At 33.4% G+C, this 23,807-nt stretch carries 19 protein-coding genes; 1 reads left to right on the top strand and 18 read right to left on the bottom strand.

Annotated features, from left to right (window positions below; genetic code table 11):
* Positions 1–22 precede the first annotated feature (22 nt).
* The 15 genes from K337_RS0102250 to K337_RS0102180 form a co-directional block, all read right to left on the bottom strand.
* Positions 23–1,099 (bottom strand): LptF/LptG family permease, encoded by a 1,077-nt coding sequence (locus K337_RS0102250; protein WP_028855141.1) that lies wholly within the window; start codon positions 1,097–1,099, stop codon positions 23–25.
* Complete coding sequence (locus K337_RS0102245) at positions 1,100–2,191, bottom strand: LptF/LptG family permease (protein ID WP_028855140.1); 1,092 nt, start codon at positions 2,189–2,191, stop codon at positions 1,100–1,102.
* 10 nt (positions 2,192–2,201) lie between these two features.
* Positions 2,202–2,753, bottom strand: coding sequence for a CvpA family protein (locus K337_RS0102240; protein WP_028855139.1), 552 nt, complete (start codon positions 2,751–2,753; stop codon positions 2,202–2,204).
* A 9-nt stretch (positions 2,754–2,762) separates the two neighbouring features.
* Entirely contained in the window at positions 2,763–3,944 is a 1,182-nt protein-coding gene (locus K337_RS0102235) for a class I SAM-dependent rRNA methyltransferase (RefSeq protein WP_028855138.1), read from the bottom strand.
* Between the two features lie 204 nt (positions 3,945–4,148).
* Positions 4,149–5,042 carry a protein translocase subunit SecF gene (gene secF, locus K337_RS17485; RefSeq protein WP_037029071.1) on the bottom strand — a complete coding sequence of 298 codons (894 nt, stop codon included), beginning with the start codon at positions 5,040–5,042 and terminating at the stop codon, positions 4,149–4,151.
* Between the two features lie 2 nt (positions 5,043–5,044).
* Positions 5,045–6,265, bottom strand: coding sequence for a protein translocase subunit SecD (secD, locus tag K337_RS0102225; protein WP_028855137.1), 1,221 nt, complete (start codon positions 6,263–6,265; stop codon positions 5,045–5,047).
* A 219-nt stretch (positions 6,266–6,484) separates the two neighbouring features.
* Positions 6,485–6,904, bottom strand: a complete 420-nt coding sequence (ruvX, locus tag K337_RS0102220; RefSeq protein WP_028855136.1) for a Holliday junction resolvase RuvX — start codon at positions 6,902–6,904, stop codon at positions 6,485–6,487.
* A gap of 254 nt (positions 6,905–7,158) precedes the next feature.
* A complete protein-coding gene (alaS, locus tag K337_RS0102215) occupies positions 7,159–9,783 on the bottom strand; it encodes an alanine--tRNA ligase (protein WP_037029069.1) in 2,625 nt (874 codons plus the stop codon).
* Between the two features lie 235 nt (positions 9,784–10,018).
* Entirely contained in the window at positions 10,019–10,744 is a 726-nt protein-coding gene (gene lptB, locus K337_RS0102210; protein WP_028855134.1) for an LPS export ABC transporter ATP-binding protein, read from the bottom strand.
* Positions 10,745–10,754: 10 nt separating this feature from the next.
* Positions 10,755–13,442: an LPS export ABC transporter periplasmic protein LptC gene (lptC, locus tag K337_RS0102205; RefSeq protein WP_028855133.1), complete on the bottom strand. Its 2,688-nt coding sequence runs from the start codon at positions 13,440–13,442 to the stop codon at positions 10,755–10,757.
* Between the two features lie 40 nt (positions 13,443–13,482).
* A complete protein-coding gene (mutS, locus tag K337_RS0102200; protein ID WP_028855132.1) occupies positions 13,483–16,092 on the bottom strand; it encodes a DNA mismatch repair protein MutS in 2,610 nt (869 codons plus the stop codon).
* A 37-nt stretch (positions 16,093–16,129) separates the two neighbouring features.
* Positions 16,130–17,083: a tRNA dihydrouridine synthase DusB gene (gene dusB, locus K337_RS0102195; protein WP_028855131.1), complete on the bottom strand. Its 954-nt coding sequence runs from the start codon at positions 17,081–17,083 to the stop codon at positions 16,130–16,132.
* Positions 17,084–17,274: 191 nt separating this feature from the next.
* Positions 17,275–17,625: a hypothetical protein gene (locus K337_RS0102190; RefSeq protein ID WP_028855130.1), complete on the bottom strand. Its 351-nt coding sequence runs from the start codon at positions 17,623–17,625 to the stop codon at positions 17,275–17,277.
* A 126-nt stretch (positions 17,626–17,751) separates the two neighbouring features.
* Entirely contained in the window at positions 17,752–18,111 is a 360-nt protein-coding gene (locus tag K337_RS0102185; protein WP_028855129.1) for a hypothetical protein, read from the bottom strand.
* Position 18,112: 1 nt separating this feature from the next.
* Positions 18,113–18,526, bottom strand: a complete 414-nt coding sequence (locus K337_RS0102180; RefSeq protein WP_028855128.1) for a hypothetical protein — start codon at positions 18,524–18,526, stop codon at positions 18,113–18,115.
* Positions 18,527–18,767: 241 nt separating this feature from the next.
* Here K337_RS0102180 and K337_RS0102175 point away from each other — a divergent pair, with 241 nt between their 5' ends.
* The gene (locus K337_RS0102175; protein WP_028855127.1) at positions 18,768–19,844 is read left to right on the top strand and encodes an AI-2E family transporter; all 1,077 of its coding nucleotides are present in this window, start codon (positions 18,768–18,770) and stop codon (positions 19,842–19,844) included.
* A gap of 86 nt (positions 19,845–19,930) precedes the next feature.
* On the opposite strand, the gene K337_RS0102170 is transcribed toward K337_RS0102175, so the two are convergent.
* From K337_RS0102170 to K337_RS0102160, 3 genes are read right to left on the bottom strand one after another with little or no spacing between them, the layout of a single operon-like run.
* Complete coding sequence (locus K337_RS0102170) at positions 19,931–21,220, bottom strand: dicarboxylate/amino acid:cation symporter (RefSeq protein WP_028855126.1); 1,290 nt, start codon at positions 21,218–21,220, stop codon at positions 19,931–19,933.
* 25 nt (positions 21,221–21,245) lie between these two features.
* A complete protein-coding gene (gene megL / locus K337_RS0102165) occupies positions 21,246–22,436 on the bottom strand; it encodes a methionine gamma-lyase (RefSeq protein ID WP_028855125.1) in 1,191 nt (396 codons plus the stop codon).
* 54 nt (positions 22,437–22,490) lie between these two features.
* Positions 22,491–23,669 (bottom strand): MalY/PatB family protein, encoded by a 1,179-nt coding sequence (locus K337_RS0102160; RefSeq protein ID WP_028855124.1) that lies wholly within the window; start codon positions 23,667–23,669, stop codon positions 22,491–22,493.
* Positions 23,670–23,807: the final 138 nt, after the last annotated feature.

Here is a 23,807-nt window from a genome sequence, read left to right as displayed (position 1 = left end):
TTCATGAATTACCCCTCCCTCATTAATATTCTGCCTTATTCATCGCTACCAGTCCTATACCTATAAAGATAAGGTTAGGCATCCATGCTCCAATAAGGGGAGATAAAATCCCTCCCATGGCTACCGCTTCAAAACTAGCCTGAACAATATAGTACCCATAACCAAAAGCAATACTAAGAGCTATATTTATAGCCGACGAACCTCTTACATACCTACTTCCGAGAGCCAGACCCAAGATTCCTATAACAACACAGGCAAATGGATAAGCTATCCTCTTATGAAATTCTACATCAAATTCCTTAGCTTCTCCTCCGGTTTTACGAAGAAGCAGTGCTATCCTTTTTAATTCCGTTAAACTTAATTCCTCTTTTCTGTATTTAGGAGTCAGGAATAATTTAGGTTCATCCTTTAACTGTAAATTTGTATAGGTTTTATGAAAAACTACTTTTTTTTCATCTATCTTATTTTCATTGGCCCTATCTAATTCCCATCTGCCGCCGTCAGTATATCTGGCTGACTTAGCTGTGATTATAGATTTTATGGCATCAAAGTTTTTATTTAAAATTACAACTTCCACCCCTTTGGCTATATTTTCTTCTCTATTTATATAGTCAAAATGGTAGATATAATCTCCATTCCCTCTGAGATATACATTGCTTTTTTCAACAGGGATCTGATCTTCATCTATTTGATTCTTTCTCTTTAACTCTCTGGCTACCTTTAAGCCTTCCGGCTGCAAAGAATTACTGATATAAAAAACTCCTCCTGCCATAATAAATGTAGCAATTATAGGCAGAAGAACTATCCTTCTAAAACTGATTCCAGAAGTTTTTAAGGCTATAACCTCTAAACTGCTGGCCATCTTATTTATTGTTATCAATCCCCCTAATAATGCTGCTAGAGGCGATACCTGCACCAATATACCAGGAACTAATGCTGCCATATATTTGGCACCTTCAATACTTGTCATCCTTCCGGAAGTAACATAGTTTATCACTTTAAAAATCTGGGATAGTACGAAAATCCCTATGAAAGCAAAGAGGGACAATAGAACTGATTTTATAAATTTAACTATTATATATCTATCTATTTTTTTCATCTATCCCCTCCTTACCTTTCTAAGATACATAGTTCCTGTAAGAGTTGCCAGAAGTAAATTCGGTAACCATATGGCTACTACTGGATTAACCGTTCCCTTACTAGATAACACTATTCCTACATTGAACAGAGTTATATATAGAAAAATAACTCCCATACTCAGTCCATAGCTGACACTTTTCCCGCTTCTGTGATGCCCCAAAGAAAATAATACCCCTAGGATTCCTAAAAATACTGCTGAGAATGGTGATGCTAATTTTTTCTGCAGCTCTACCCTATAAGGTAAGATCTCTTCCACTGTACTTTTATTTTTCTTCATTTTTTTTATATTTTTTAGGAGCATCGCGACAGACATGGTATCTATCTCTTTTATATCAACATCAAAATCAGAGAGAAACGAAGTCAACGGATGAACCTGACTCTCAAAACTTCCCCTTAACTTTTCCTTTCCCTCTTCGTCTAATTGATAGAAAGTGGCATCTTTTAAAGTCATAGCCCCATCTTTCCAAATCGTTCTATCTGCCAGCATGACATTGGGATAGACATCCTTTTCACTCTTTTGAAAAATAACAACATCCTTTGCCTGATTTGTTTTGGGATCCAGGGTATCTATATAGATACTATATTCTCCTACATTTTCTAAAAATGTCTTCTCTGTCAATTGAAATGACGGTGTTTCAGTAGCAATCTTTATTCCTAATGTCTCAGCTCTTACAAAAGATTCAGGTATTATTTTTTCCTGTAAAAAAATAGTAAGAAAAAATATTCCTACCGACATAAAAAATGGTACCTTTAATATTTTATTCAGGCTCATCCCTATAGATACCATAGCCACACTTTCACTGGTTGAAGTCAGCTTATTATAGGTTATCATTACCCCAAGGAAAAATCCCATGGGGATCGTCTGAGATAATATTGGAGGTATGTAGTAGGTAAGCAGGTGCAGCATATCTAATGCCGGCACCCTTTTAACCAAGATACTTTCCATCATCTTTACCATCATCTCTATTAAAAATATAAAGGTAAATAGACTTATCCCAAACAAAACAGGCATCTTTAATTGATTAAACAAATATTTATCTATTATTTTCATAAAATACCCCTTATTTTGACATATATTCTTTGATTTGTTTTTCTACACTTTTCCTCAATTCAAGCTCTTCTAACTTCTCTTTTACAGCATCAGGATAATATCCCTCTAACTTAGTGACATTCTTTAGGAAAAACTTATTTATCCTACTATCTTTTGAATACCCTTCTATTTCTGAAACCATACTGGATAGTAAGTTGAAAAATATCAGGAGTACAAATATTATAAAAGATCCTTTTAACCCTCCTAAAATACCACCTAAAACACTGTCTGTTAATCCCATAAACATCTTAGGAAGAACTTTTCTTAAGATAGACAAGATAGCAGAAGTTACTATGTAAAGCCCTACTAAAAGAGCCAGATAAGTTAAAAAATATACAACATTATGCTCTTTCATTTTGATGCTGTCACTAATATAGTTATAGACATAGGGGGTCCACTTTTTAGCTAGAACTACATTTAATATCAAGATAAAAAATGATAGAACCTCAAAGAAAAAACCCTTTTTAAAACCTATTAGTACTCCTAAAATCAGTATAACTCCAGCTATAATATCTATATACATTAACTCCTCCTATCTTTCAATAACTCTTACCCAAAGAGCTTTTAAATATAGTGTTTCCGGCACATGTAATACCCATGGATGATCTGCAGGCTGATAATTTATTCCTATTACCTCTAAACATAGTCCATTTTTAGAAGCTGCCATCCTTGTCACTTCCATTATATCCTCTAAACTCATATGGTAAGCACAAGTTATAACTCCTAAAATTCCCCCTGTTTCCATCATCTTAAAACTGTCTACACATAGTTTGTAGAAGAAATCTCTTCCTCTCTGTATATCTATTTTTTTCTTGATAAGTGAAGGAGGATCCAAAGTTATTACATCATATTTTTCCCCTCTATTTGATAGAGTTTTTAAGATAGAAAAAGCATCTCCTTCTACCACTTCAAATTTATTTTCAAAACCATTTAATTCATAGTTTTCTAAGCATAGTTCTAAAGCATGGGGATTTTTATCCACAGCTACAACTTTTTCACACCCCTCAGCAAGAGCAGCTACAGAAAATCCACCACTAGATGAAAATACATCTAAAAATCTAGTATTCGAATTTAAAAATGGTCTTATGAATTTTCTAGAATCTCTTTGATCCAAGAAAAAACCAGTTTTTTGTCCGTCAACTATATCTACTGTATACTTTAAACCGTTATCTTCCATGGTAACTCTATCTGGAATATCACCATATATTACTCCTGTCTTTTGTTCTACTCCCTCATGAGTTCTATTTTCCACATCACTTCTCTCATAGATTCCCTTTGTTTTTGTCACTTTTTTTAACGCATTTATGATCTCTTGACGAAATGCTTCTACACCTGAATTTCTAAATTGTACCGACAAATATTTGTCAAATTTATCTACAATTAATCCTGGTATTCCATCAGCTTCTGAGAAAAATACTCTGACACAATTAGTTTCTTCATTTAAATATTTTCTTTTATCATATGCAACCTTTATCTTATTTAATATAAACTTCTTATCTATAGTTTCTTCCTTAGTTGTTAAAACTCTTACCAAAGCATTGGTATTTTCTACAACATATCCACGACCAATAAATGTAAGGTCTTCACTGCATATATCTACTATATCTCCAGTTTTAACTGTTCCCATTATTTGCTTTATCTCATCTTTAAATACATTTGGATAAAAATTCTGAATCTTCTTTTCTTTACCTTTTTTCAACATAACTCTTGCCATTTTATATCTCCTCAAAACCTTTTTTAATTTTTTTTATACTCTTAATTATAACACAAACCGTTATTTTAATTCTTATAAAATTTCAGTTAAAATATCAAAAGGCTGATTCAATATATATTGAATCAGCCTTTCTTATAACTAAGACTATCCCTAACTCTCTCTTTTATTTTTTCCCATCAACATAAGTATTAGAAATTTAACTTCTTAATTATGTCCAATGTCGCTTAACTTTTCATCCTTATCTAATAGATAGATAACTGGACTGGCCAAGAAGATAGATGAGTATGTTCCTATTAATACTCCTATCAATAGAGTTGTGATAAACACCTTTAAACTAGCTCCTCCAAATATTAAGATAGCCAGAACTGCTAAGAATGTTGTAAACGAAGTATTGATCGATCTAGTCAAAGTCTGGTTAACACTTAGATCTACTGCTTCACCTAACGTACTTACCTTCTTCTTTTTAAGTACTTCTCTGATTCTATCAAAGACTACAATTGTATCATTTATAGAATATCCTAAGATAGTTAAAACTGCAGCTATAAATGGTGTATTTACTTCATACCCTAATAATGCAATTCCTCCTACAGCGATTATCACATCATGGAAAAGAGCTAATACTGCTGCTAGTGCAAATTTAAATTCAAATCTAATAGTAATATATCCAACTATTAAGATTAACCCAACAAGTAACGCTATTATTGCTGTACTCTTTAATTCTTCTCCTACAGAAGCTCCAACCTTGTCAGATCTCAAGAGATCATATTTTCCGGCTTTTTCTTCCAAAGTCTTCATAAAGTTATTTTTTACATCCTCGCTCATCTCTGGTGTTCTTACGATAACTACGTTATCATCAGAGACCTGCACTTTCCTGCTGTTATTGTCTAACTGTGGAATTTCCTTAGAAATTTCATTCAATATTGGATTCAATTCCTTCAGTTCCATAGTTTTTTCAAACTTAACCTGGATAAGGTTACCACCAGTAAAATCAAGACCATAGTTTACACCTTTAAATACCAATGCAGATAAAGCTAATACCACTAATATAGTTGAGAATGTAAAGAATTTTTTTCTATTTTCAATTATTTTTATTTTCACTATTATTTCCCCCTAACACCAAACAAGCTTGGCTTATCTATTTTAAATAACATTGTAAATCCTCTAAGTAATACCTTAGTTATTGTGATAGCTGTAAACATCGACGCAAGTACACCGATAGTCAGCGTTACTGCAAATCCTTTTACAGGTCCCGTTCCTAAAGTAAATAAGATCGTTGTTATTATAAGGGTTGTGATATTTGAATCCATTATTGTACTGAATGCCTTTTTGAATCCTGCCTCTATAGAAGCCATTACTGTATTTCCAAATCTTAACTCTTCCTTTATTCTTTCGAATATAATTACATTGGCGTCTACTGCCATTCCTACTGAAAGGATGATACCTGCAATCCCTGGTAATGTAAGGGTAGCATCAAAGAAGTTAAGTGTTGCAAAGGTAATTAGACCGAAACAAACCAATGCCAAGTTGGCTACTAATCCTGGTAATCTATAGAATACCACCATAAAGACAGCGATAAGTCCTATAGCTATAATTCCAGCTGTTTCTGATTGGGCTATCGATTCATCTCCCAATGTAGCTCCTACCGATCTAGTTTCCAAGATCTCAGCTTTCACCGGTAAAGCTCCTGCATTTAATAGTGATGCAGTATTTTTAGCTTCTTCAGCTGTATAGTTTCCTGTGATAACTCCTTGTCCACCAGCTATTTCACTGTTGATTCTAGGAGCAGTCTGAATTACTCCATCCATTGTAATAGCAAGTTGTTTTCCTATGTTATTTCTAGTTATTTCAGCAAATTTAGTTGCTCCATCTAAAGTCATTTCAAATGAAATTTGAGGTCTTCCTAAATTATCATAAGATACTGCTGCTGATTTTAACGCTCCACCAGTCAATAAAGTTTCTCCCAATGTCCCGTCTGCATTTTGTATCTTAAATTCCATAAGTGCCGTTTTACCGATCATGTCTATGGCTTGTTCTGTATCAGTTATTCCAGGTAATTCAACCATTACCCTTTTATCTCCTACTTTTTGTACAGAAGATTCAGATACTCCTAAACCATTTACCCTTCTATTCAATACTTCAATAAGTCTTCCCATCGCTTCATTGTCTAATCTTTGTCCCTCTTCTGGTTTTGCCTCAAGCAATACATATACTCCACCCTTTAGATCTAATCCTAATTTTACTGGTTTAGTAACTGTAAACCATGCAGCACTCAGTACAACTATTGCTACAAATATTATTCTGTACATATATCCTTTTCTCATTCTAGCCACTTTTCCTGCCTCCCCTAACGGCTTTTAGCCGAATTATTTCAAAGTCCTTAATTTACACAGTAAATTTTATCTCAAAATCCTATGTTTACGCAGTAAACTAATAGTATTTTGGTGGTGCCACTCACTGGTAGATACTTTGATTATACCCTTTATGGATAATAGCTGATAATCAAAAATTTAATTTTCAACTTTTTATCTTGATTTCTTTTCCTATCTTTTCATATCTAGATAAGTTTGTAAAATAATCGCTGCGGCTACTTGGTCAACTGTTTTTCTTTTATTTATAGCACCCTTTACACCATTATTTTGTAACATTTTATCGGCCGATACTGTCGATAATCTCTCATCTATCTCAATAAATTCCAATCCATCTATCTTTTTGTTCAGCTTTTCCATAAATTCTCTTACTTTTTCAGCCTGACGTTTTTCTGTTCCATCTAGGCTTTTCGGAATACCAATAACTATACTCTTAGTGTTGTGCTCTTCACAGAGTTCTTTTATTCTCATTACAGCCTTGGTTTTTCTCCTGTCTATCACTTCTAAAGGAGTTGCTATCATACCCATTATATCGGATTTAGCCACTCCTATCCTTACATCTCCTACATCTAGAGATAGATATTTTTTAAACATAAATTTACTCCTACTTTCACTTCTTTTTTCCCACTAATCCTTATGGATTAAAATCAAAAACTTTTGCCACCAATTTACATTAATTTTCTTCAAAAAACATTTTGGAGCACAGAGATCCACTGAGAGGTTATATGAGTATTAATTTTTTTCATACTTAATGAAAAAATTAAATGTATAATTAGAGTTTCACAGAGGTTTTCTCCGTGTAACTTTTTTATCCTCTGTGTAGCTCCGTGACCATTTTTTTTAGAAAATTATAGTTTCTCTTGTAACATAGTTCTTGCTACCTCTAAAGCTTCAGGAACTTTATCTCCATTTTTTCCCCCTGCTTGGGCGAAATCTGGTCTTCCTCCACCATTTCCATCAGCGACTTTAGCAATTTCACGAACTAGGTCTCCGGCTTTTACCTTCCCCATTAGATCTTTAGTTACTCCTACAGCAAATACAGCTTTCCCATTATCCGTTCCTAAGATTACTACACAGCTTCCTAATTTATCTTTAGCTTTGTCTACGATCTCACGCAGTCCTCCAGCTTCTTTACCTTTGAATCCGGCAATTAAAACTTTTACTCCGTTGATCTCCTCTACATTGTCAAATAACGAGTTAGCTTCATATCCAGCTAATTTAGATTTAAGTGCTTCAACTTCTTTATTGGCTGCCTTTAAGTCTTCTACCACCTTATTTGCTTTAGCAATTAGATGCCCGTGATAAGGATCTGACTTTAATATCTTCGCCAGTTCAACTATACCATCTTCCATTTCATTTACTACCTTATATGAAGTAAATCCTGTAGTTGCCTCTATTCTTCTTACTCCGGCAGCAATTCCAGTTTCAGTTAATATATTAAATAATCCAATCTCTCCAGTTCTTTCTACATGAGTTCCCCCACATAATTCCATAGAGAATCCTGGTATTTCTACAACTCTTACTTTACTTCCATATTTGTCTCCAAATAACATTGTTGCACCTTTTTCTTTAGCCTCATCCATTGTAAGTTCTTCAACACTCAAAGGAACATTTCTAAATATTTGTTCATTCACAATTTTTTCTACTTCTTTTATTTGATCTCTTGTTGCAGCCTCATAGTGAGTAAAATCAAATCTTAATCTATCTTGCGATACCAATGATCCCGCTTGTTGTACGTGATCTCCAAGAACTTCTTTTAAAGCTTTGTGTAATATATGTGTTGCAGTATGGTTTCTCTTAATCTCTATTCTTCTATGTTTATTGATAGATAACTCTAACTCTAAACCTTTTTTCAATTTATTTCCACCCTCTGCCATCTTTACAGTATGGATAAATATATCTTTTTGCTTTCTTACACTTGTAACTGCTCCAAAGATATCTTCTCCGATTATTTTACCAGTATCGGTAGATTGTCCACCTGACTCAGCATAAAATGGAGTCTTATCGAAAATTATTGTATAGTTTCCTTCATTGTTATCTTTTACGTTTAATATTTTAGCTTTTGTTTTAAACACTTCATAACCAACAAAATTAGTTTTACCATATTTATCAAAAAACTCTTCTATAAACGAATCTTGTCCCGCTTCTTTTACTACTTCTCTAGATGATCTAGCTCTTTCTCTTTGCTCCTCCATCTTTGCAAGGTAATCATCATGAGAAACAGTTACTCCTTCTTCTTCACAAATTTCCTCTGTAAGTTCATATGGGAATCCAAAAGTATCATATAATTTAAATACTACACCAGCATCTAATTCTGTCTTATTTTCCGATCTAGCTTTTTTTATCTCATCCAATGCGATAACCATCCCCTGATCTAGGGTAGTTGAGAATTTTTCCTCCTCAATTCTTACCATTTTAACGATGTGATCTTTATTTTTAACTATATCTTTATAAGCTTCTCCCATTAATTCTATTACTGTATCCACTAATTTATATAGGAAGTTTTCTTTATTTCCTAATAATCTTCCGTGCCTTACTGCACGTCTCAAGATCCTTCTAAGAACATATCCTCTTCCCTCATTAGAAGGTAAGATCCCGTCACTTATCATAAATGTAATGGCTCTAACATGGTCAGATATTACCTTTAATGAAAAATCAATCTTGTCATCTTTTCCAAATGTATATTTAGAATTTGTCAATTCTCCTGCTCTTTCAATGATAGGAAAAATTAGATCTGTCTCAAAGTTATTAGCTTTTTTCTGAACCATTGCAGCTACTCTCTCAAGACCTGCTCCTGTATCAATATTTTTCTTTGGTAACGGCTCTAACGACCCATCTTCCATTCTATTGTACTCAGTAAATACTAAGTTCCATATCTCGATAAATCTATCGTCTGTCCCTTCATCTCCTAATTTCGAGTTTTCGTCTCCTCCGTACTCTACTCCTAGGTCTACATGAATTTCACTACAAGGTCCACAAGAACCTACTGGTCCTGCTGACCACCAGTTATCATCTTCACCTAATCTTACTAATCTTTCCATTGGTACACCAATTTTTTTGTTCCAGATCTCTTCAGTTTCATCGTCTGTTGTAAATACAGATATCCACAATTTTTCTGCATCTAATTTTAATACCTCTGTGATAAATTCCCAAGACCAAGCTATAGCTTCTTCCTTGAAATAATCTCCAAATGAGAAGTTTCCTAACATCTCAAAAAAAGTATGATGTCTGGCAGTTCTTCCTACATTTTCAAGGTCATTAGTTCTGATACACTTTTGGTGAGTAACCACTCTCGGTGTAGGAGCTTCTTTTTGTCCTAAAAAATAAGGTTTAAAAGGTACCATTCCTGCTACTGTCAATAACAGCGTGGGATCATCTGGTATCAGTGACGCACTCTCATAGTGCTTATGCTGTTTTCCTTCAAAAAATTCTATAAATTTTCTTCTGATTTCATTACCTGTTAAATTATTCATCCTATCCTCCAAAATTTAAATCTTAAAATTACCCTGAGCCCCTCAATATTTTGACAGATAATCCTGTCTTTTATCTTAACTCTTTTTTTCTTTTCATAAAATTACAAACGCGTAAATTCTTGTAGTTAAAAAGAATTCCTCAAATGTAAAACTACGAAACCTTAATAAAAGGAGTTCATATTTATTTTGCTTAATTTTTATTATATCACATCTAGTTACTGAAAAATCAGATAATCTAATCTAATTTAAATCCTTCTCCTAAATAGATCTTTTTCGCTCTTTCATCGTTAGCTATTTCTTCTGGTGATCCACTTATTAGGAGTTCTCCCTGAGCCATTACATAAGCTCTGTCGGTAATTCCCAGTGTTTCCCTTACACTATGGTCTGTGATTAGGATACCCAATCCTCTTTTTTTCAAATATCTTATGATCTCCTGAATATCCTCTACTGCTATGGGGTCTACCCCTGCAAAAGGTTCATCCAATAGAATAAAGTCTGGATTGTTGGCTATTGTCCTGGCTATCTCAACCCTTCTTCTTTCTCCTCCCGAGAGGGAATAACCCATAGATTTTTCCACATGGGTCAGTTTGAATTCCTCTAATAAGTCATCCTTTATCTTAATTCTTTCTTCTTTTTTTATCTTTCTCATCTCTAAGATAGCTAAGATATTGTCTTCTACACTTAGGTCTCTAAATATAGATGGCTCCTGAGCCAGGTACCCGATTCCCATATTAGCTCTTTTATGCATGGGATAATCAGTTATATCCTGCTCATTGAAAAAAACTTTTCCAGATTCAGGTTTTACAATCCCTGTGATCATATAAAAAGTAGTGGTTTTTCCTGCTCCATTAGGTCCTAAAAGTCCAACTATCTCACCCTTATGTACTTCTAAACTTATTTTATTTACAACTCTTCTTTTTTTATAGCTTTTACACAGATCATGAGCAATTATACTCTTCAAATTTTACCTCCTACTTTTTATAATCTATCCTTACATTTCCTTCGGCATTTAATATCCCTGTTTCCATAAAATATTTTGCATAGTCAGCTTCAATATGATTTTCTACTGTATCTGCTACTACATTTTCTCGCAAAATAGCAATCTTAGTTTTATTAAATATCTTTCCCTTATCAGATGACGCAGTCATGACCTTTCCATCTTGATCTACATTTTTAAATTCCACATCATTTATAAGGATTGCTATCTCTGTATTCATATCAATATCAGTTATTTCAGACTTAACATCGGTTGTCCCGCCTATATTTAGATGGTTTCCACGACGTCCCAGAGCTAGTTTTTTTATTAGATCTACTTCCATATAGTCTGAATATAGGGTCATATCCTGATATTCATAGACTCCATTTTTCTTTATCTCAGATCTTGAAATAGATAGTTCTCCATTTACGTCTTCATATAAAAATATCTTAGCCGTGTCTCCCCGTATCTTAACAGGTTCTTTTTTCTGTGTTTTCTTATCTACATTAAAGGCAAGGGCACGTACATTTCCATCCAGGTCGATCTGTCTGTTCTTTAGGTCCCCAAACATAAAGTCACCATAAAGTTTTTCCCCTGTAGATGATGTCAGATTCACTTTAGTTCCATCTAAGATCTCACTTTTCATATTTCCCTTCATGGTTTCACCATCTATTATATAGTTTTCATAATAGATCTTATATTTTTCCGAAGTATATACATCATCTGTAATAAATGAATATTCTGCCTGACTTCCTGTAAATTTCATTCCTGGGTTTTGTACTACTACATTTTTGTTCAGCTGAGCAACCTGCCTTGCGATATAGTAGCTAACCTCATCACCAGATGCTTTTTTATCCCCGCTTATTCCATTAAAGTTTTTAGCTTTAACCCTTTCTTCAGAAACAAAATAAACTCCATCATTCATAGTTGCGTTTCCATCTTTAGAGATTATCTTGATATTCCCAGGTATATTTACTCTTTCCTCGGCAAAGATATATTTTCCACGGTTAGCATAGAGAGTGGCATCCTTTGTTTTTATTTTTAAATTCCCGATGATCTCTGCAGAGTTATTGGTATCAAACTCTCCTCGATCTCCTGTCATCCTAGACCCATCTTCATCTATAATAACTATATTTTTTTCTATCTTCCCTAACCCTGTATTTGAATTATAGGTTAAGTTTTCACCGGTCATAGTTTTTTTATCCTGGATCACTTTTACTCTATTTCTAGAGATCAAATCTCCTGTATCCATATTATATTCTGCATTTTCACCGTAAAAAGTTATCTTATCCTCAGGATTATAAACAGTATATTTCCCATAGATATAAGCTTTTTTGTTGAGATCATCTACATCTATCCTTTGACTCTCTAAGATAGAACCGCTATAGGCAACCTTAGCATTTCCTATAAATACATATGATTTTTTTTCTAAATTAAAATCAACCTTATCAGCTCGGCCATCTATCTGATTCCCTTTAAAGCTGCCGTCTATAACTTTTCCAATCTTCGTTCCATCATTATAATAAAGTTCTTTCCCTATACTTTCATAGGTATTATCCTTATAATCATAACTGTTTAATAATTTTAATTCCTTAGTTTTACTATTATAAGTAAGGTCTTTAGTCAATATTTTTCTATCTAAATCCTCATAGCTAACTAACTTTTTAGAAGTCATGTAGAGATCCCCTGTTTTCGTATCATAGGTTCCACTATCAGCTAAAAGTTTACTTGTCTTATTATCAATTTTAATACTGCCATCTATTTTTAATATCCCACTAAGAGTATCATACACACCACTATCAGCAGCTAGATTAAAGTCACCGTTTTTACCTCTGAGAGGTCCTGTGAAATACATCTTATTTTCACCGGCCACATAATTTATCTTTTCTACAACCAAGTTTCCACTTTCAAATTCTATCACTATATCTTTAGAGATAGTAAAGTCACCTGTAACTTCATCATATTTAAAGTCTTTAGCTCTAAGATTTGCCCCTTTATAATATACAACAAAATCTCCCTGGGCATGGATTGTTTTCTTTATCCCATCATACCTGGCTTCCTTAAAATGCCCGGACACTTCATCTGTTTGCAAGTTCCCTAATTTCCTACCTCTTATTCTGATATTTTCCTTCACATCCAAAATCTTAGTGGTATCATTATAGTGTACAAAATTTGCACTGAGCTGCATCTTATCTGTGACCACTCTTATATCATCTTTTAAGTTTAAATCCTCTAATTTTGTATCTGTAATCAATGAATCTCCATAAAGGGTAATTCCTTCCTCTTCATTGTATGCTTTTACCTGATTACTGGCATAGACCTTATCTGCTTTTTGGTCATAATTAGCTTTTTCAGCCTCTATCTTCCAACCATTTTTGGATATTCCCTCTATATTATTTTCTAAAAATATATTATTCGTGCTGTCTACCAGGGCATCATCACCAGATAACTTCATTCCATCAAATATGGCTATAGCTTTTTCAAAAGTTCTTTTATTATTTACAGTATCATCGATCTGCTTCTCCGCTTCTACATGGTAATTTTCCACATCGTAAGAAACATTTGAAGTTACCAAAGATTCCTCCCCTTTTTTTTCTAGTTGCTCCGGTTCCTTTATATAGTTAAAGTAGACAAATACCACTAAAAGTATTGCACTTATATAGTATGATATTTTTTTGAGCATATTTACCCCCTTTTAATCGGTAATTAGTAATTACTAATTACTAATTGTTCAGCAGTTGTTTAAGTTCGTTTAATTTCATCATAGCATCTAGTGGTGTAAGGTTGTTTACATCTAATTTTGCTACCTCAGATAGAATTTCCTTTTCACCTTTACTTATTTGAGGTTCTATAACTTTTGGTTTCTCAATTTTTATAGGTGCTCCCCCAAATAATGAAAGTTGTTCCGATCCTATTTTTTCCTCAATTATAGCTTTTTTCGTCTCCAAAACCTGTAGAAGTTGTTTAGCTTTAAGAAGTATCTCTCCTGGTAATCCAGCTAGTCTAGCGACCTCTATTCCATAGGATTTGTCGGCTCCTCCCTTTACTATTTCACGAAGAAATACCACTTCATCGTTGGCTTCGCTGACCTCTATTCTATAGTTAGAAAGATATTTTAATTTATATTCCAATTCTGTAAGTTCATGATAGTGGGTAGCAAATATAGTTTTAGCTCCTAAATTATCATGGACATACTCTGTGATTGCACTTGCTAGAGATAATCCGTCAAATGTAGAAGTTCCACGACCTACTTCATCTAAAATAACAAAAGATTTATCTGTAGCATTATTTACTATATTAGCTACTTCACTCATCTCTACCATAAATGTAGATTGTCCACTTACCAGATCATCACTGGCTCCAACCCTCGTAAATATCTTATCTACAATACCTATTGTAGCACTAGAAGCCGGTACATAAGAACCCATTTGGGCCATCAATATAATAAGAGCAGCCTGTTTCATATAGGTAGATTTACCTGCCATATTTGGTCCTGTCAGGACAATTACCTTAGTCTCTTCATCTAGAATAATATCGTTACTTATATAGTCCTCTCCTACTACGAGTTTTTCAACAATCGGATGACGACCACTTCTTATCTCAAGATCGTATCCCTCTACTATTTTTGGACACACATAGTTATTTTTAGTGGCTATATCAGCTAGCGATGCGATTACATCTACATAGGCTAATCCAAAGGCCAGTTTTTGCAGTAATTTTATCTCTCCTACCAGCTTCCCTGATATCTCTTTTAACAGATCATATTCAAGGCCTTCAATTTTTCCCTTGGCATTCAATATAGTTGATTCGTATTCCTTTAATTCCGGTGTTATATATCTTTCTGCATTGGTCAGAGTCTGTTTTCTTATATATTCCTCCGGTACCAGATGAGAGTTAGCCCGACTTACTTCCAAGAAATAACCGAATACTTTATTATATTTTATCTTCAGAGTTTTTATTCCTGTCTTTTCCTTCTCTGTTTTTTCTATTTCCAATATATAGTTTTTCCCTGATTTAGAGATAGTATGAAGCTCATCTAAAGTTTCATTGTGACCAGTTTTGATCATCCCACCTTCCCTTACAGAAAACGGCGGCTCCTCCACTATAGATGTCTCTATCAGATTATAGATCTCAACTAATTTTTTTATATCAGTCGTAAACATCTGATTTGTTCCCAATATTTTTATAACTTCCAATGATGATTTTATAGATTTTTTAATAGCTATAAGGTCTCTTGCATTTTCAGTTCCCAATATTATCTTACCTATAAGTCTTTCCAAATCATAGATGCTCTTCAATCCTTCCCTTACATCTTCACGGATTAAAACCTCATCTATAAAATAACCTATATCTTTCTGTCTTTTTTCTATCTCATCGATATTTAAAAGAGGGTTCTTTATCATCTTTTTCAACATTCTGGTTCCCATAGACGTTTTACACCTGTCCAGAACCCACAAGAGAGTACCCATATTAGTTTTTTCCCTTGTATTTTCTACTAACTCCAAGTTTTTCTGGGTAGCCAGATTTAATTCCAGGTAGTTTTTCCTGTTGTCGTAGGAGATCGTCTGAATAGGGAGTTCATTGTATTTATGTAACTCCAATACATATTCCAAAACAAATCCACCAGCTTCTACAGCTAGTTCTTTTCTCTCTATCCCATAACTTTCCAGTGAGATCACATTGAAATATTTCTTTAATATCTCACCTGCATTTTTTATTTTATTTATCGGATTTATAACGATCTCATTTAGTTTTTTATAGTCACTAAATTCTTCGTTAAACCTCTCTAAAGTTCTGCTCTCTACTAGGATTTCTGTAGGAGACAATTTATAGATTTCATTTATAGCCGCCGATATTATATCTTTCCCTTCCACTTGAGTTACCTTAAACTCTCCTGTAGTTATATCGAGATAAGATATCCCGGCTTTATTTTCTCTGATTATTATCCCTAAAAGGTAGTTGTTACTCTTATCATCGAGATAATCTGTGTCTATTACAGTCCCAGGAGTAATAACTTTTACTACTTCTCTCTTTACAAGACCCTTGGCTTCACTGGCAGCTTCTACCTGTTCACATATGGCTACCTTATAACCTTTAGCCACTAATTTGGATATATATCCTGCTGCTGAATGATAAGGAATTCCTGCTAGTGGTACATTTTGACCCTTTTCCTTATTTCTACTTGTTAAGGTTATACCTAATTCTTTTGAGCAAATTACAGCATCCTCAAAAAACATCTCATAAAAATCTCCTAACCTAAAAAATAGGATATTTTCCTGATTTTGTTCTTTTATCTCTTTATATTGTTTCATGAGTGGTGTCTCTTTACTCATTATCTAAACCTCACTTTTAATTTTATTTTCTTACGTTTTATTGTGAATTGTATTCTATTAATTTTTCTTTTAACCTCATCAATACTTCACTTATCTCATCATAGTTATCTATCTTGTTCAGTAAATTTTTTATCTTACTTCCACCGGTTACACCTTTTAAATACCAACATAGATGTTTTCTTACCTCAAAATTAAACTGTTTTTCTGGATAATCTTCCCTCATGTATTCTATATGTTTTAACGCCATATCTATCTTATCGATATAAGTTACTTTTGTTGTCACTTCTCCAGTTTCAAATTTTTCCCTTATCTGCTGAATCAGCCATGGATTTCCATATATTCCACGAGCCAGCATTATCCCATCTACTCCTGATTCAGTGGCTTTTTCATATGCATCTTCAGCTGAAAATATATCCCCATTCCCAATAACTGGTATGGATACAGCTTCTTTTATCTGTTTTATAGTTTCCCAATTAGCTGTTCCGCTATACATCTGCTCCCTAGTTCTGCCATGGACCGTAATATGATGAAGACCTAATTCATCTGCTATTTTGGCTATCTCTATTGGGTTTTTGTGTTCCTTATAACCTATTCTTATCTTCATAGATAATTTTGTTTCAGGTTTTAATGCCTCTTTTATAGCTGTCATCAATTTTTTTATGTGTTCTGGATCCTCTAACAGAGCTGATCCATAGCCGTTCTTTGTAATCTTAGGCATAGGGCATCCCATATTTACATCTATATAAGTTACTCCTAAACTCTCCACATATTTGGCACATTCCACCATAACATCTATGTCCCGTCCAAAAATCTGTACCCCATCATTGGGCAGTAATCTAAGCATTTGTTTTATTGTTTTTTCATTGGCCATCTTTACTGCGTTTACACTTACCATCTCGGTAAACATTAAATCTGGATTGAATTTATTCATAATTCTTCTATATGTATAATCTGTTACTCCCGCCATGGGAGCTATATATATTTTTATCATCTATTTTCACCTCTTATTACTATTTTTCATAACTTAACCTAGTTATCGTTCAGTGCATAACTATCCATTTAATCATAAAATTATACCATAGATAGAGATGTTTTTCCACTTGGCAGATTCCACTAATCCTTGATTTTTAAAGATCAAAATTAAAAATACTTATACAAAAAAAATCCCTGAATAATCAGGGATTAATGTCTTTTTATTTTTGAATTAGTTTTTTCAGGTAATTTACTTAGATGAACATATCTGCTATTTGCCGAATGAGCAAATCTATCTATAATAGCTCCTAAATCTGAACTCTCAAAGGCAGTTTTAAAATTTTCTTTTTTCAATAATTTTTCTGTAAACCTATAGTAACACTCTTCTTTAGGATGAAAAAGAATATCCTCTGAATAAATTTTTTCTCCAAGAACCTCACTTAAAAGATCTGCTATCATCATAGTAAATACCCCTTCAACTTCAACGGTATTTCTAGAATGATTTATTTCTTCACGATATTTAGGCCATAATTTTTTTTCAACATCTGAATAAGAATTCATAAATCCCTCCTTTTTATTTTTTTTACCTTGTTTTAATTTACATATCTTTTAAGATAATTCCTTTAAAAATAAAAAGAAAAAAAGTCTACCCCATCAAAAGAGTAGACTTTTTTAATTAATCTAATTTTATTTTTTTTTAAATTTATCGAAAAATGATTTTTTATTTGCTTTTTCAGCTTCTTTCATTCGATTTTCTTCTTTTTTTACATTGGACCAATTAGGGTCTGCCTTCATATTTTTTTTGACTTGTTTCATATATTTAGCAGTGTTTTTAGCCATAGTATATTTGGTTTTTGCACCTATAACTATGTCTCTTCCCGTTTGAAATATTCCAGCTACAACTTTTCCAGGATATCCAGCCACTTTTTTTAACGCAGTATACTTATAGATCTCTCCACAACTAGGACATCTGTATTTAGCAGGTTTATCCATAATTTTCATTTTTTTCTTACACTTCGGACATCTAATAACTATTTTTTTTACCATCTTACAATGTTCCTTCTATTTCAAATGCCAATTCCTTTACGATATTTTTATACCCTAATATTTCTCTTATTCTAATATGATTACCATATAACTTTATTGCTATATCCCCGATATGAGTTTTGTAATTTTCCTTAGTAAAAGTTAATTTTGGATAGAAAGGCTTTCTTTTTTCTATCTTTCCATCTATTTCTACCAAGATATAACCTTTTTTATATCCTACCAATGTTAATTGTTTAGCAGCATCTATCTTAGCTTGTTTTTCGTCCTTTTCTTTTCTAGCTTCTGAATTTAATCTTTTCTTATCGGTTCTTCTAGCAGCTTCTTTTACCTCTGCAAATCTCTTTGTTTTTTTTATAGCCTTCAATATATTGTATTCTGTTCCTTTTGGTTTATCTTTGTTTACACCTTTTTTCATTTTTTACCACCTAATTCCTTTATTGTTTTATATTGTATTATATAACATTTAATGAATTTTAGCAATAAAAATAGGTTTCCTCCAACTCTTATTTCAAGGGTTAAAAGTGTGGATTTATAAAACTTTTTTAATAATTTTAGTTTGATTTTGCCTGTTATATCGGGTAAAATTAAAGAACAATTCAAAAACTAATTTAATATAGGCATGATTTTTAATTTATTTAGGCAAAAGGAGAGTTCAAATGAAAAAAATAAACAAACCCTTATTTACAGGGATAATTTTAATTTTAATCTACACAAGACTTAATAACTCAGGAGCAATAACCCTAACTATCAATAAATTTTTCTCCTTTTTTTCAGTATTTATCTATGGGGGAATCATTGCTTTTCTATTAAATCCCATCCTTAAATTCTTAGAAAAAAATAAAAAAATAAAAAGAAAGTATAGTATCTCAATATTATATTTTTCCCTTATTCTCCTCTTAGGATTATTCTTTTCATTTATAATTCCTAGATTAACGAGAAATATATCCGACCTAATAGAAAATTATCCAAAATATATCTCAGTCTTTGAAAATTCTGTAGATAAATATAGACATCTCTTTCCATTTTTAAAGGATGTCAACATCTTAAATGAACTTTTACTTTTACAGCAAAAAACCCTTATTTTCCTACAACAGGAATTTTCTTTCTTGATTGGACAGTTTTTAGGAGTTACAGCAAAAATTATAAGTTTGATTTTTTCCCTTATATTTTCTATATTCTTTTTGGGAAATAAGGAATATTTCCATAAGTTGGCCAAGGAGATTTTAGATACGTTTTTATCCAAAACTTTATCTAGAGGAATAAAAATTCTTTCTAAAAAAATAGAAAGGGTATTCTTAGGATACCTTTCTGGAAAAACTTTAGATTCCATGATAATTGGAGGAATCGCCATGGTTGGGTTGACAATCCTCCACATCCCCTATGTTATTTTACTGGGAATATTTATCACTATATTTAATTTTGTCCCATATGTGGGACCCTTTATAGGAATTGTTTTAGGAGCAACTATAGCATTGTTCGCCAATCCCAGCAACACCCTTATAGTTATAATTTTCCTGGCACTGTTACAGCAATTTGATGCCTGGGTTTTAGAACCTAAGATCTTAGGAAACAGCCTGAATCTCAGTATGTTTTGGACCATTGCAGCCGTTACCCTTGGTGGAAGTATTTGGGGAGCTCTAGGAATCATAATAGCCATTCCTACTTTTGCTCTAATAAAAGAACTATATCTCATAAAGAGTACAACCAAAAAATCTCATGATATAGTCGAATAATTCACTCAATAAAAAAGGCTTAGATCCTAAAATTATAGGATTTAAGCCTTTCTTTTTTATAAGTTTATAGCATCATCCATGAACTTTTAAACGATGGTATCTACTTTTAATTCTTCCGAGTTTTCAATAGATTTCTCCATCCATCCTTTCCCTTCAACTCTTCTTGCTACCATCATAGATGCCACGCAATCTCCAGTTGCATTTATCATTGTAGCCATAGCATCTGTAAGAATACCTATTGTTACAATAATAGGTATAACTTCTGGGTTAAATCCGTAGAAAGCAACAATGATAAGTGAACCCATCATTCCTCCTCCTGGAATCCCACTTATTACAACTCCAGACATTACCGATATGGCAATAGCAGTTGCCCATGTCCCTATTCCTGTGAATTCCATATTAAAGATTCCAAATAAGAAAGCTATTTTCATCAATGTAGTCAAAGCTGTTCCATCCATATGAATAGTTGCTCCAAGTGGAAGAGTTATACTACTTATGTCTTCAGGCACTCCTATTTTTTTTCCACTTTCAAAGTTAGTCGGCAGGGTAGCCACTGAACTTTGAGTAGCCAGTGATGTTAATACTACAGGAAATATATTTTTATAAAATAATTTCACTCCTTTTTTCCCGCCAGCATAATATGCATACCCTGTAAATGCTGTTAAAAAATAGATGATACAAATAGGATAAAACATCAAGATAGCTCTGGCATAAGCTCCTAATAAGTCAGCACCAAACTGACCTATCAATGCTGCAAAGTAAGCTCCCAATCCAATTGGTGCATATAACATAATAATACTTATCATCTTCATAAATACTTCACTACACATATCCAATACATCTACCAAGGCACTTGTAGTAACACCCTTTGCCTTATTGACTGCACTGACACAATAACCAAATGTCATGGCAAATATTATCAATGGAAGCATGGCATTTTTAGATAGAATTAAATTAAAGTCTCCAACTGTAAGAGCTTTTACTAACTGGTCCAATAAGTTAGCTTTTTCAGGCTGAACATATTCTCCGAAGTCCATTACCACACCCTGTGCCGGTGGATAAATTCTAACTATGATAATAATAATGATTGCAGCAAACATCCCTGTTATGCAAAAGATCCCTAAAATATTTCTAAGTATTTTTCCTAAACGCTTCATATTTGACATCTTAGCTATTGAACTTGCCAAACTAAAGAATACCAGTGGTACTACCGCTGTGAACATTAAATTAAGAAAAATTTGACCAAATGGTTTCAAAACTATTGCTCTTTCCCCATAAATCAAACCAATAATACTCCCAGCTACGATTCCTATTAACAAAAGAATCATAGGTTTATACGATTCCCAAATCCCATTTTTTTTCAGCTGCCCAGACATAAATAACCCCCCTAAATAATTTTATTTATATTTTTTCCAATCCCTGCTTTAAATCATCTATAATATCGTTTACACCCTCTAAACCTACAGATATTCTAACTAATCCATCTGTAATTCCTGATGCCACTCTCTCTTCTCTAGTATATGGAGAATGAGTCATAGATGCCGGGTGCTGGATCAATGTTTCTGTATCTCCCAAACTCACCGCTAGAGTACATAACTCTAAGCTATTCAATAATTTTTTCCCTGCTTCTATTCCACCCTTCACCTCAAATGCCATTATTCCACCGAATCCATTCATTTGTTCCTTTGCAATTTCATGTCCCTCATGAGATTCAAGTCCTGGGTAATATACCTTCTCCACCATAGGATGAGCATCTAAAAACCTAGCTACCTCATATGCATTACTGCAGTGTCTTTCCATTCTAAGCTCTAAAGTTTTCATTCCTCTTATCATAAGGAAAGCATCTTGCGGACTAAGAACTGAACCAGTCATATCTTTTACACCTATTAGCCTTATTTGAGTTACCGTTTCTAAATCTCCTGCTACAAATCCTGCTACTACATCTCCATGACCATTTAAATATTTAGTTGCTGAATGAACTACTAAGTCAGCTCCTAATTTTATAGGATTTTGAAGGTATGGTGTTGCAAATGTATTATCTACTACTACCTTAGTTCCTTCATTTTTATGGGCTATCTCGCAAACAGCTGTTACATCCACAACTTTTAAGTTAGGGTTTGCCGGTGTTTCTAAATAAACTATTCTAGTATTAGGTTTCATAGCTTTTTTCACTGCTTCTAAATCAGAAGTATCAACAAATTCCACATCGATTCCAAATTTAGTTAACCCATGACTTAATAAAGCATATGTACAACCGTATAAAGTTTTGTCAGCTAACAAATGGTCTCCAGCTTTAAGTAATGTCCACATTGTAGATGAGATAGCTCCCATTCCTGAACTAGTAGCTAACGCCGCTTCTGCTCCCTCTAATAACGCTAATTTCCCCTCTACAACACTTGATGTAGGGTTTCCTAATCTTGAATAAATATATCCTGCTTCTTCTAAAGCAAATCTTTTACCACCTTGTTCTGCAGTGTCAAATACAAATGTAGAACTTTGATATATTGGTGTAGTTAATGTTCCAAATGGATTTTTTTCTGCTCCCCCATGTATCGCCTTTGTTCCAAACCCTTTTTCTTGAATCCCCTTCATTTTTCCTCCTTTAAATTCCCTAATAAATTTAACCTTTTATATCTCAACCATTGTTTATAGATGACTCAATGCTTTTTTTATTCTCTTTACTCCCTCTTCTAACATATATCTTGGGCACGCTACATTTATCCTTTCATAACCTTCCCCTTCTACTCCAAACCAATAACCATCATCTAGTGCTATCTTTCCTTTTTCCTGCATTAGTCTCGAAAGTTCATCTTTATTTAGGCCATAGTCTGAAAAATCAAGCCAAACAAGATAAGTCGCCTCTGGTTTTCTTACCTTTACTCTTGGTAGATTTTTAGAAACATAATCTACCAAATAATCCATATTTCCATCTATATGCTCTACCAGTTGATCTGCCCACGAATGGCACCTTGTAAAAGCTGCTTCCACTGCAACAATTGCAAATGGATTATTTCTTTTTATATCTAATATCCCAAGCTCTGTATCCATTATTTCTCTCTCATCCAGTCTTGGAAAGTGTAAAAATGCTGCCTGAAGTCCTGCTAAATTAAAAGTTTTGGCTGCAGAAAAACAAGTAATTGTAATGTCCTCTATTTCCTTTGAGATAGAAGACATTGGAGTATGTACATTCCCAGGCATTACAAGGTCTCTCCATATCTCATCTGAAATTATTCTTACATTATTTTCTAAACAGATCTTTCCTATCTTTTCAAGCTCATCTCTCTTCCAAGATCTTCCCACTGGATTATGGGGGTTACAAAGAATAAAAAACTTTAAATCTGGATCCTTTGCTTTCTCCTCAAAATCTGTATAATCCATAGTATAATATCCACTCTCATCTTTGATTAATGAGTTTACCACAAGGTTTCTGTTATTCTTCTTTACTACATTTGTAAATGGATAGTATACAGGATTTTGTATCATTATTTTATCCGAGGGGTTCGTTAATAGTCTTATCATAAGAGATATCCCCGGTACTACTCCTGGAGTATGGATGAGGTTTTTTGTCTCTATCTCCCAGGAAAATCTATCTTTACACCATCTCACAGCACTCCTATAGTAGGCATCCGGCCTATAAACATAACCAAAAATACCCTCTGGAGCTTTTTCTGCCATGGCCTTAGTTACCTCTGGGGCTGTTTTCAGGTCCATGTCCGCTATCCACATAGGCCAAAGGTCATTTGAAACAAAATTTTTATCCATTTCTGACCATTTAGCAGAATGATTATTTTTTCTATCAATTTTTTCATTAAAGTTATACTTCATATTAACTCCTCCGGAACAACTGTTATACACCACTTAATACTGTTATTGATTTTTTTGTATTATTGTCGTATATTTATAACAAGTATAGTATTCAAATTACACTTTGTCAATAAGATCTAGACAAAAGTGGTGTATAAC

Source organism: Psychrilyobacter atlanticus DSM 19335 (assembly GCF_000426625.1).
GTDB lineage: Bacteria > Fusobacteriota > Fusobacteriia > Fusobacteriales > Fusobacteriaceae > Psychrilyobacter > Psychrilyobacter atlanticus.
This window is presented reverse-complemented; position numbering and strand designations above follow the sequence as displayed.

Excerpts from the sequence above, each read along its gene's own strand:
- secD (WP_028855137.1), bottom strand. The coding sequence starts at position 6,265 with ATGAGAAAAGGATATATGTACAGAATAATATTTGTAGCAATAGTTGTA.
- megL (WP_028855125.1), bottom strand. The coding sequence starts at position 22,436 with ATGAAGGGGATTCAAGAAAAAGGGTTTGGAACAAAGGCGATACATGGG.
- dusB (WP_028855131.1), bottom strand. The coding sequence starts at position 17,083 with ATGATAAAAATATATATAGCTCCCATGGCGGGAGTAACAGATTATACA.
- K337_RS0102175 (WP_028855127.1), top strand. The coding sequence starts at position 18,768 with ATGAAAAAAATAAACAAACCCTTATTTACAGGGATAATTTTAATTTTA.
- alaS (WP_037029069.1), bottom strand. The coding sequence starts at position 9,783 with ATGAATAATTTAACAGGTAATGAAATCAGAAGAAAATTTATAGAATTT.
- K337_RS0102240 (WP_028855139.1), bottom strand. The coding sequence starts at position 2,753 with ATGTATATAGATATTATAGCTGGAGTTATACTGATTTTAGGAGTACTA.
- K337_RS0102250 (WP_028855141.1), bottom strand. The coding sequence starts at position 1,099 with ATGAAAAAAATAGATAGATATATAATAGTTAAATTTATAAAATCAGTT.
- K337_RS0102170 (WP_028855126.1), bottom strand. The coding sequence starts at position 21,220 with ATGTCTGGGCAGCTGAAAAAAAATGGGATTTGGGAATCGTATAAACCT.
- K337_RS0102160 (WP_028855124.1), bottom strand. The coding sequence starts at position 23,669 with ATGAAGTATAACTTTAATGAAAAAATTGATAGAAAAAATAATCATTCT.
- K337_RS0102185 (WP_028855129.1), bottom strand. The coding sequence starts at position 18,111 with ATGGTAAAAAAAATAGTTATTAGATGTCCGAAGTGTAAGAAAAAAATG.
- K337_RS0102190 (WP_028855130.1), bottom strand. The coding sequence starts at position 17,625 with ATGAATTCTTATTCAGATGTTGAAAAAAAATTATGGCCTAAATATCGT.
- mutS (WP_028855132.1), bottom strand. The coding sequence starts at position 16,092 with ATGAGTAAAGAGACACCACTCATGAAACAATATAAAGAGATAAAAGAA.
- K337_RS0102180 (WP_028855128.1), bottom strand. The coding sequence starts at position 18,526 with ATGAAAAAAGGTGTAAACAAAGATAAACCAAAAGGAACAGAATACAAT.
- ruvX (WP_028855136.1), bottom strand. The coding sequence starts at position 6,904 with ATGTTTAAAAAATATCTATCTCTAGATGTAGGAGATGTAAGGATAGGA.
- K337_RS0102245 (WP_028855140.1), bottom strand. The coding sequence starts at position 2,191 with ATGAAAATAATAGATAAATATTTGTTTAATCAATTAAAGATGCCTGTT.
- lptC (WP_028855133.1), bottom strand. The coding sequence starts at position 13,442 with ATGCTCAAAAAAATATCATACTATATAAGTGCAATACTTTTAGTGGTA.
- K337_RS0102235 (WP_028855138.1), bottom strand. The coding sequence starts at position 3,944 with ATGGCAAGAGTTATGTTGAAAAAAGGTAAAGAAAAGAAGATTCAGAAT.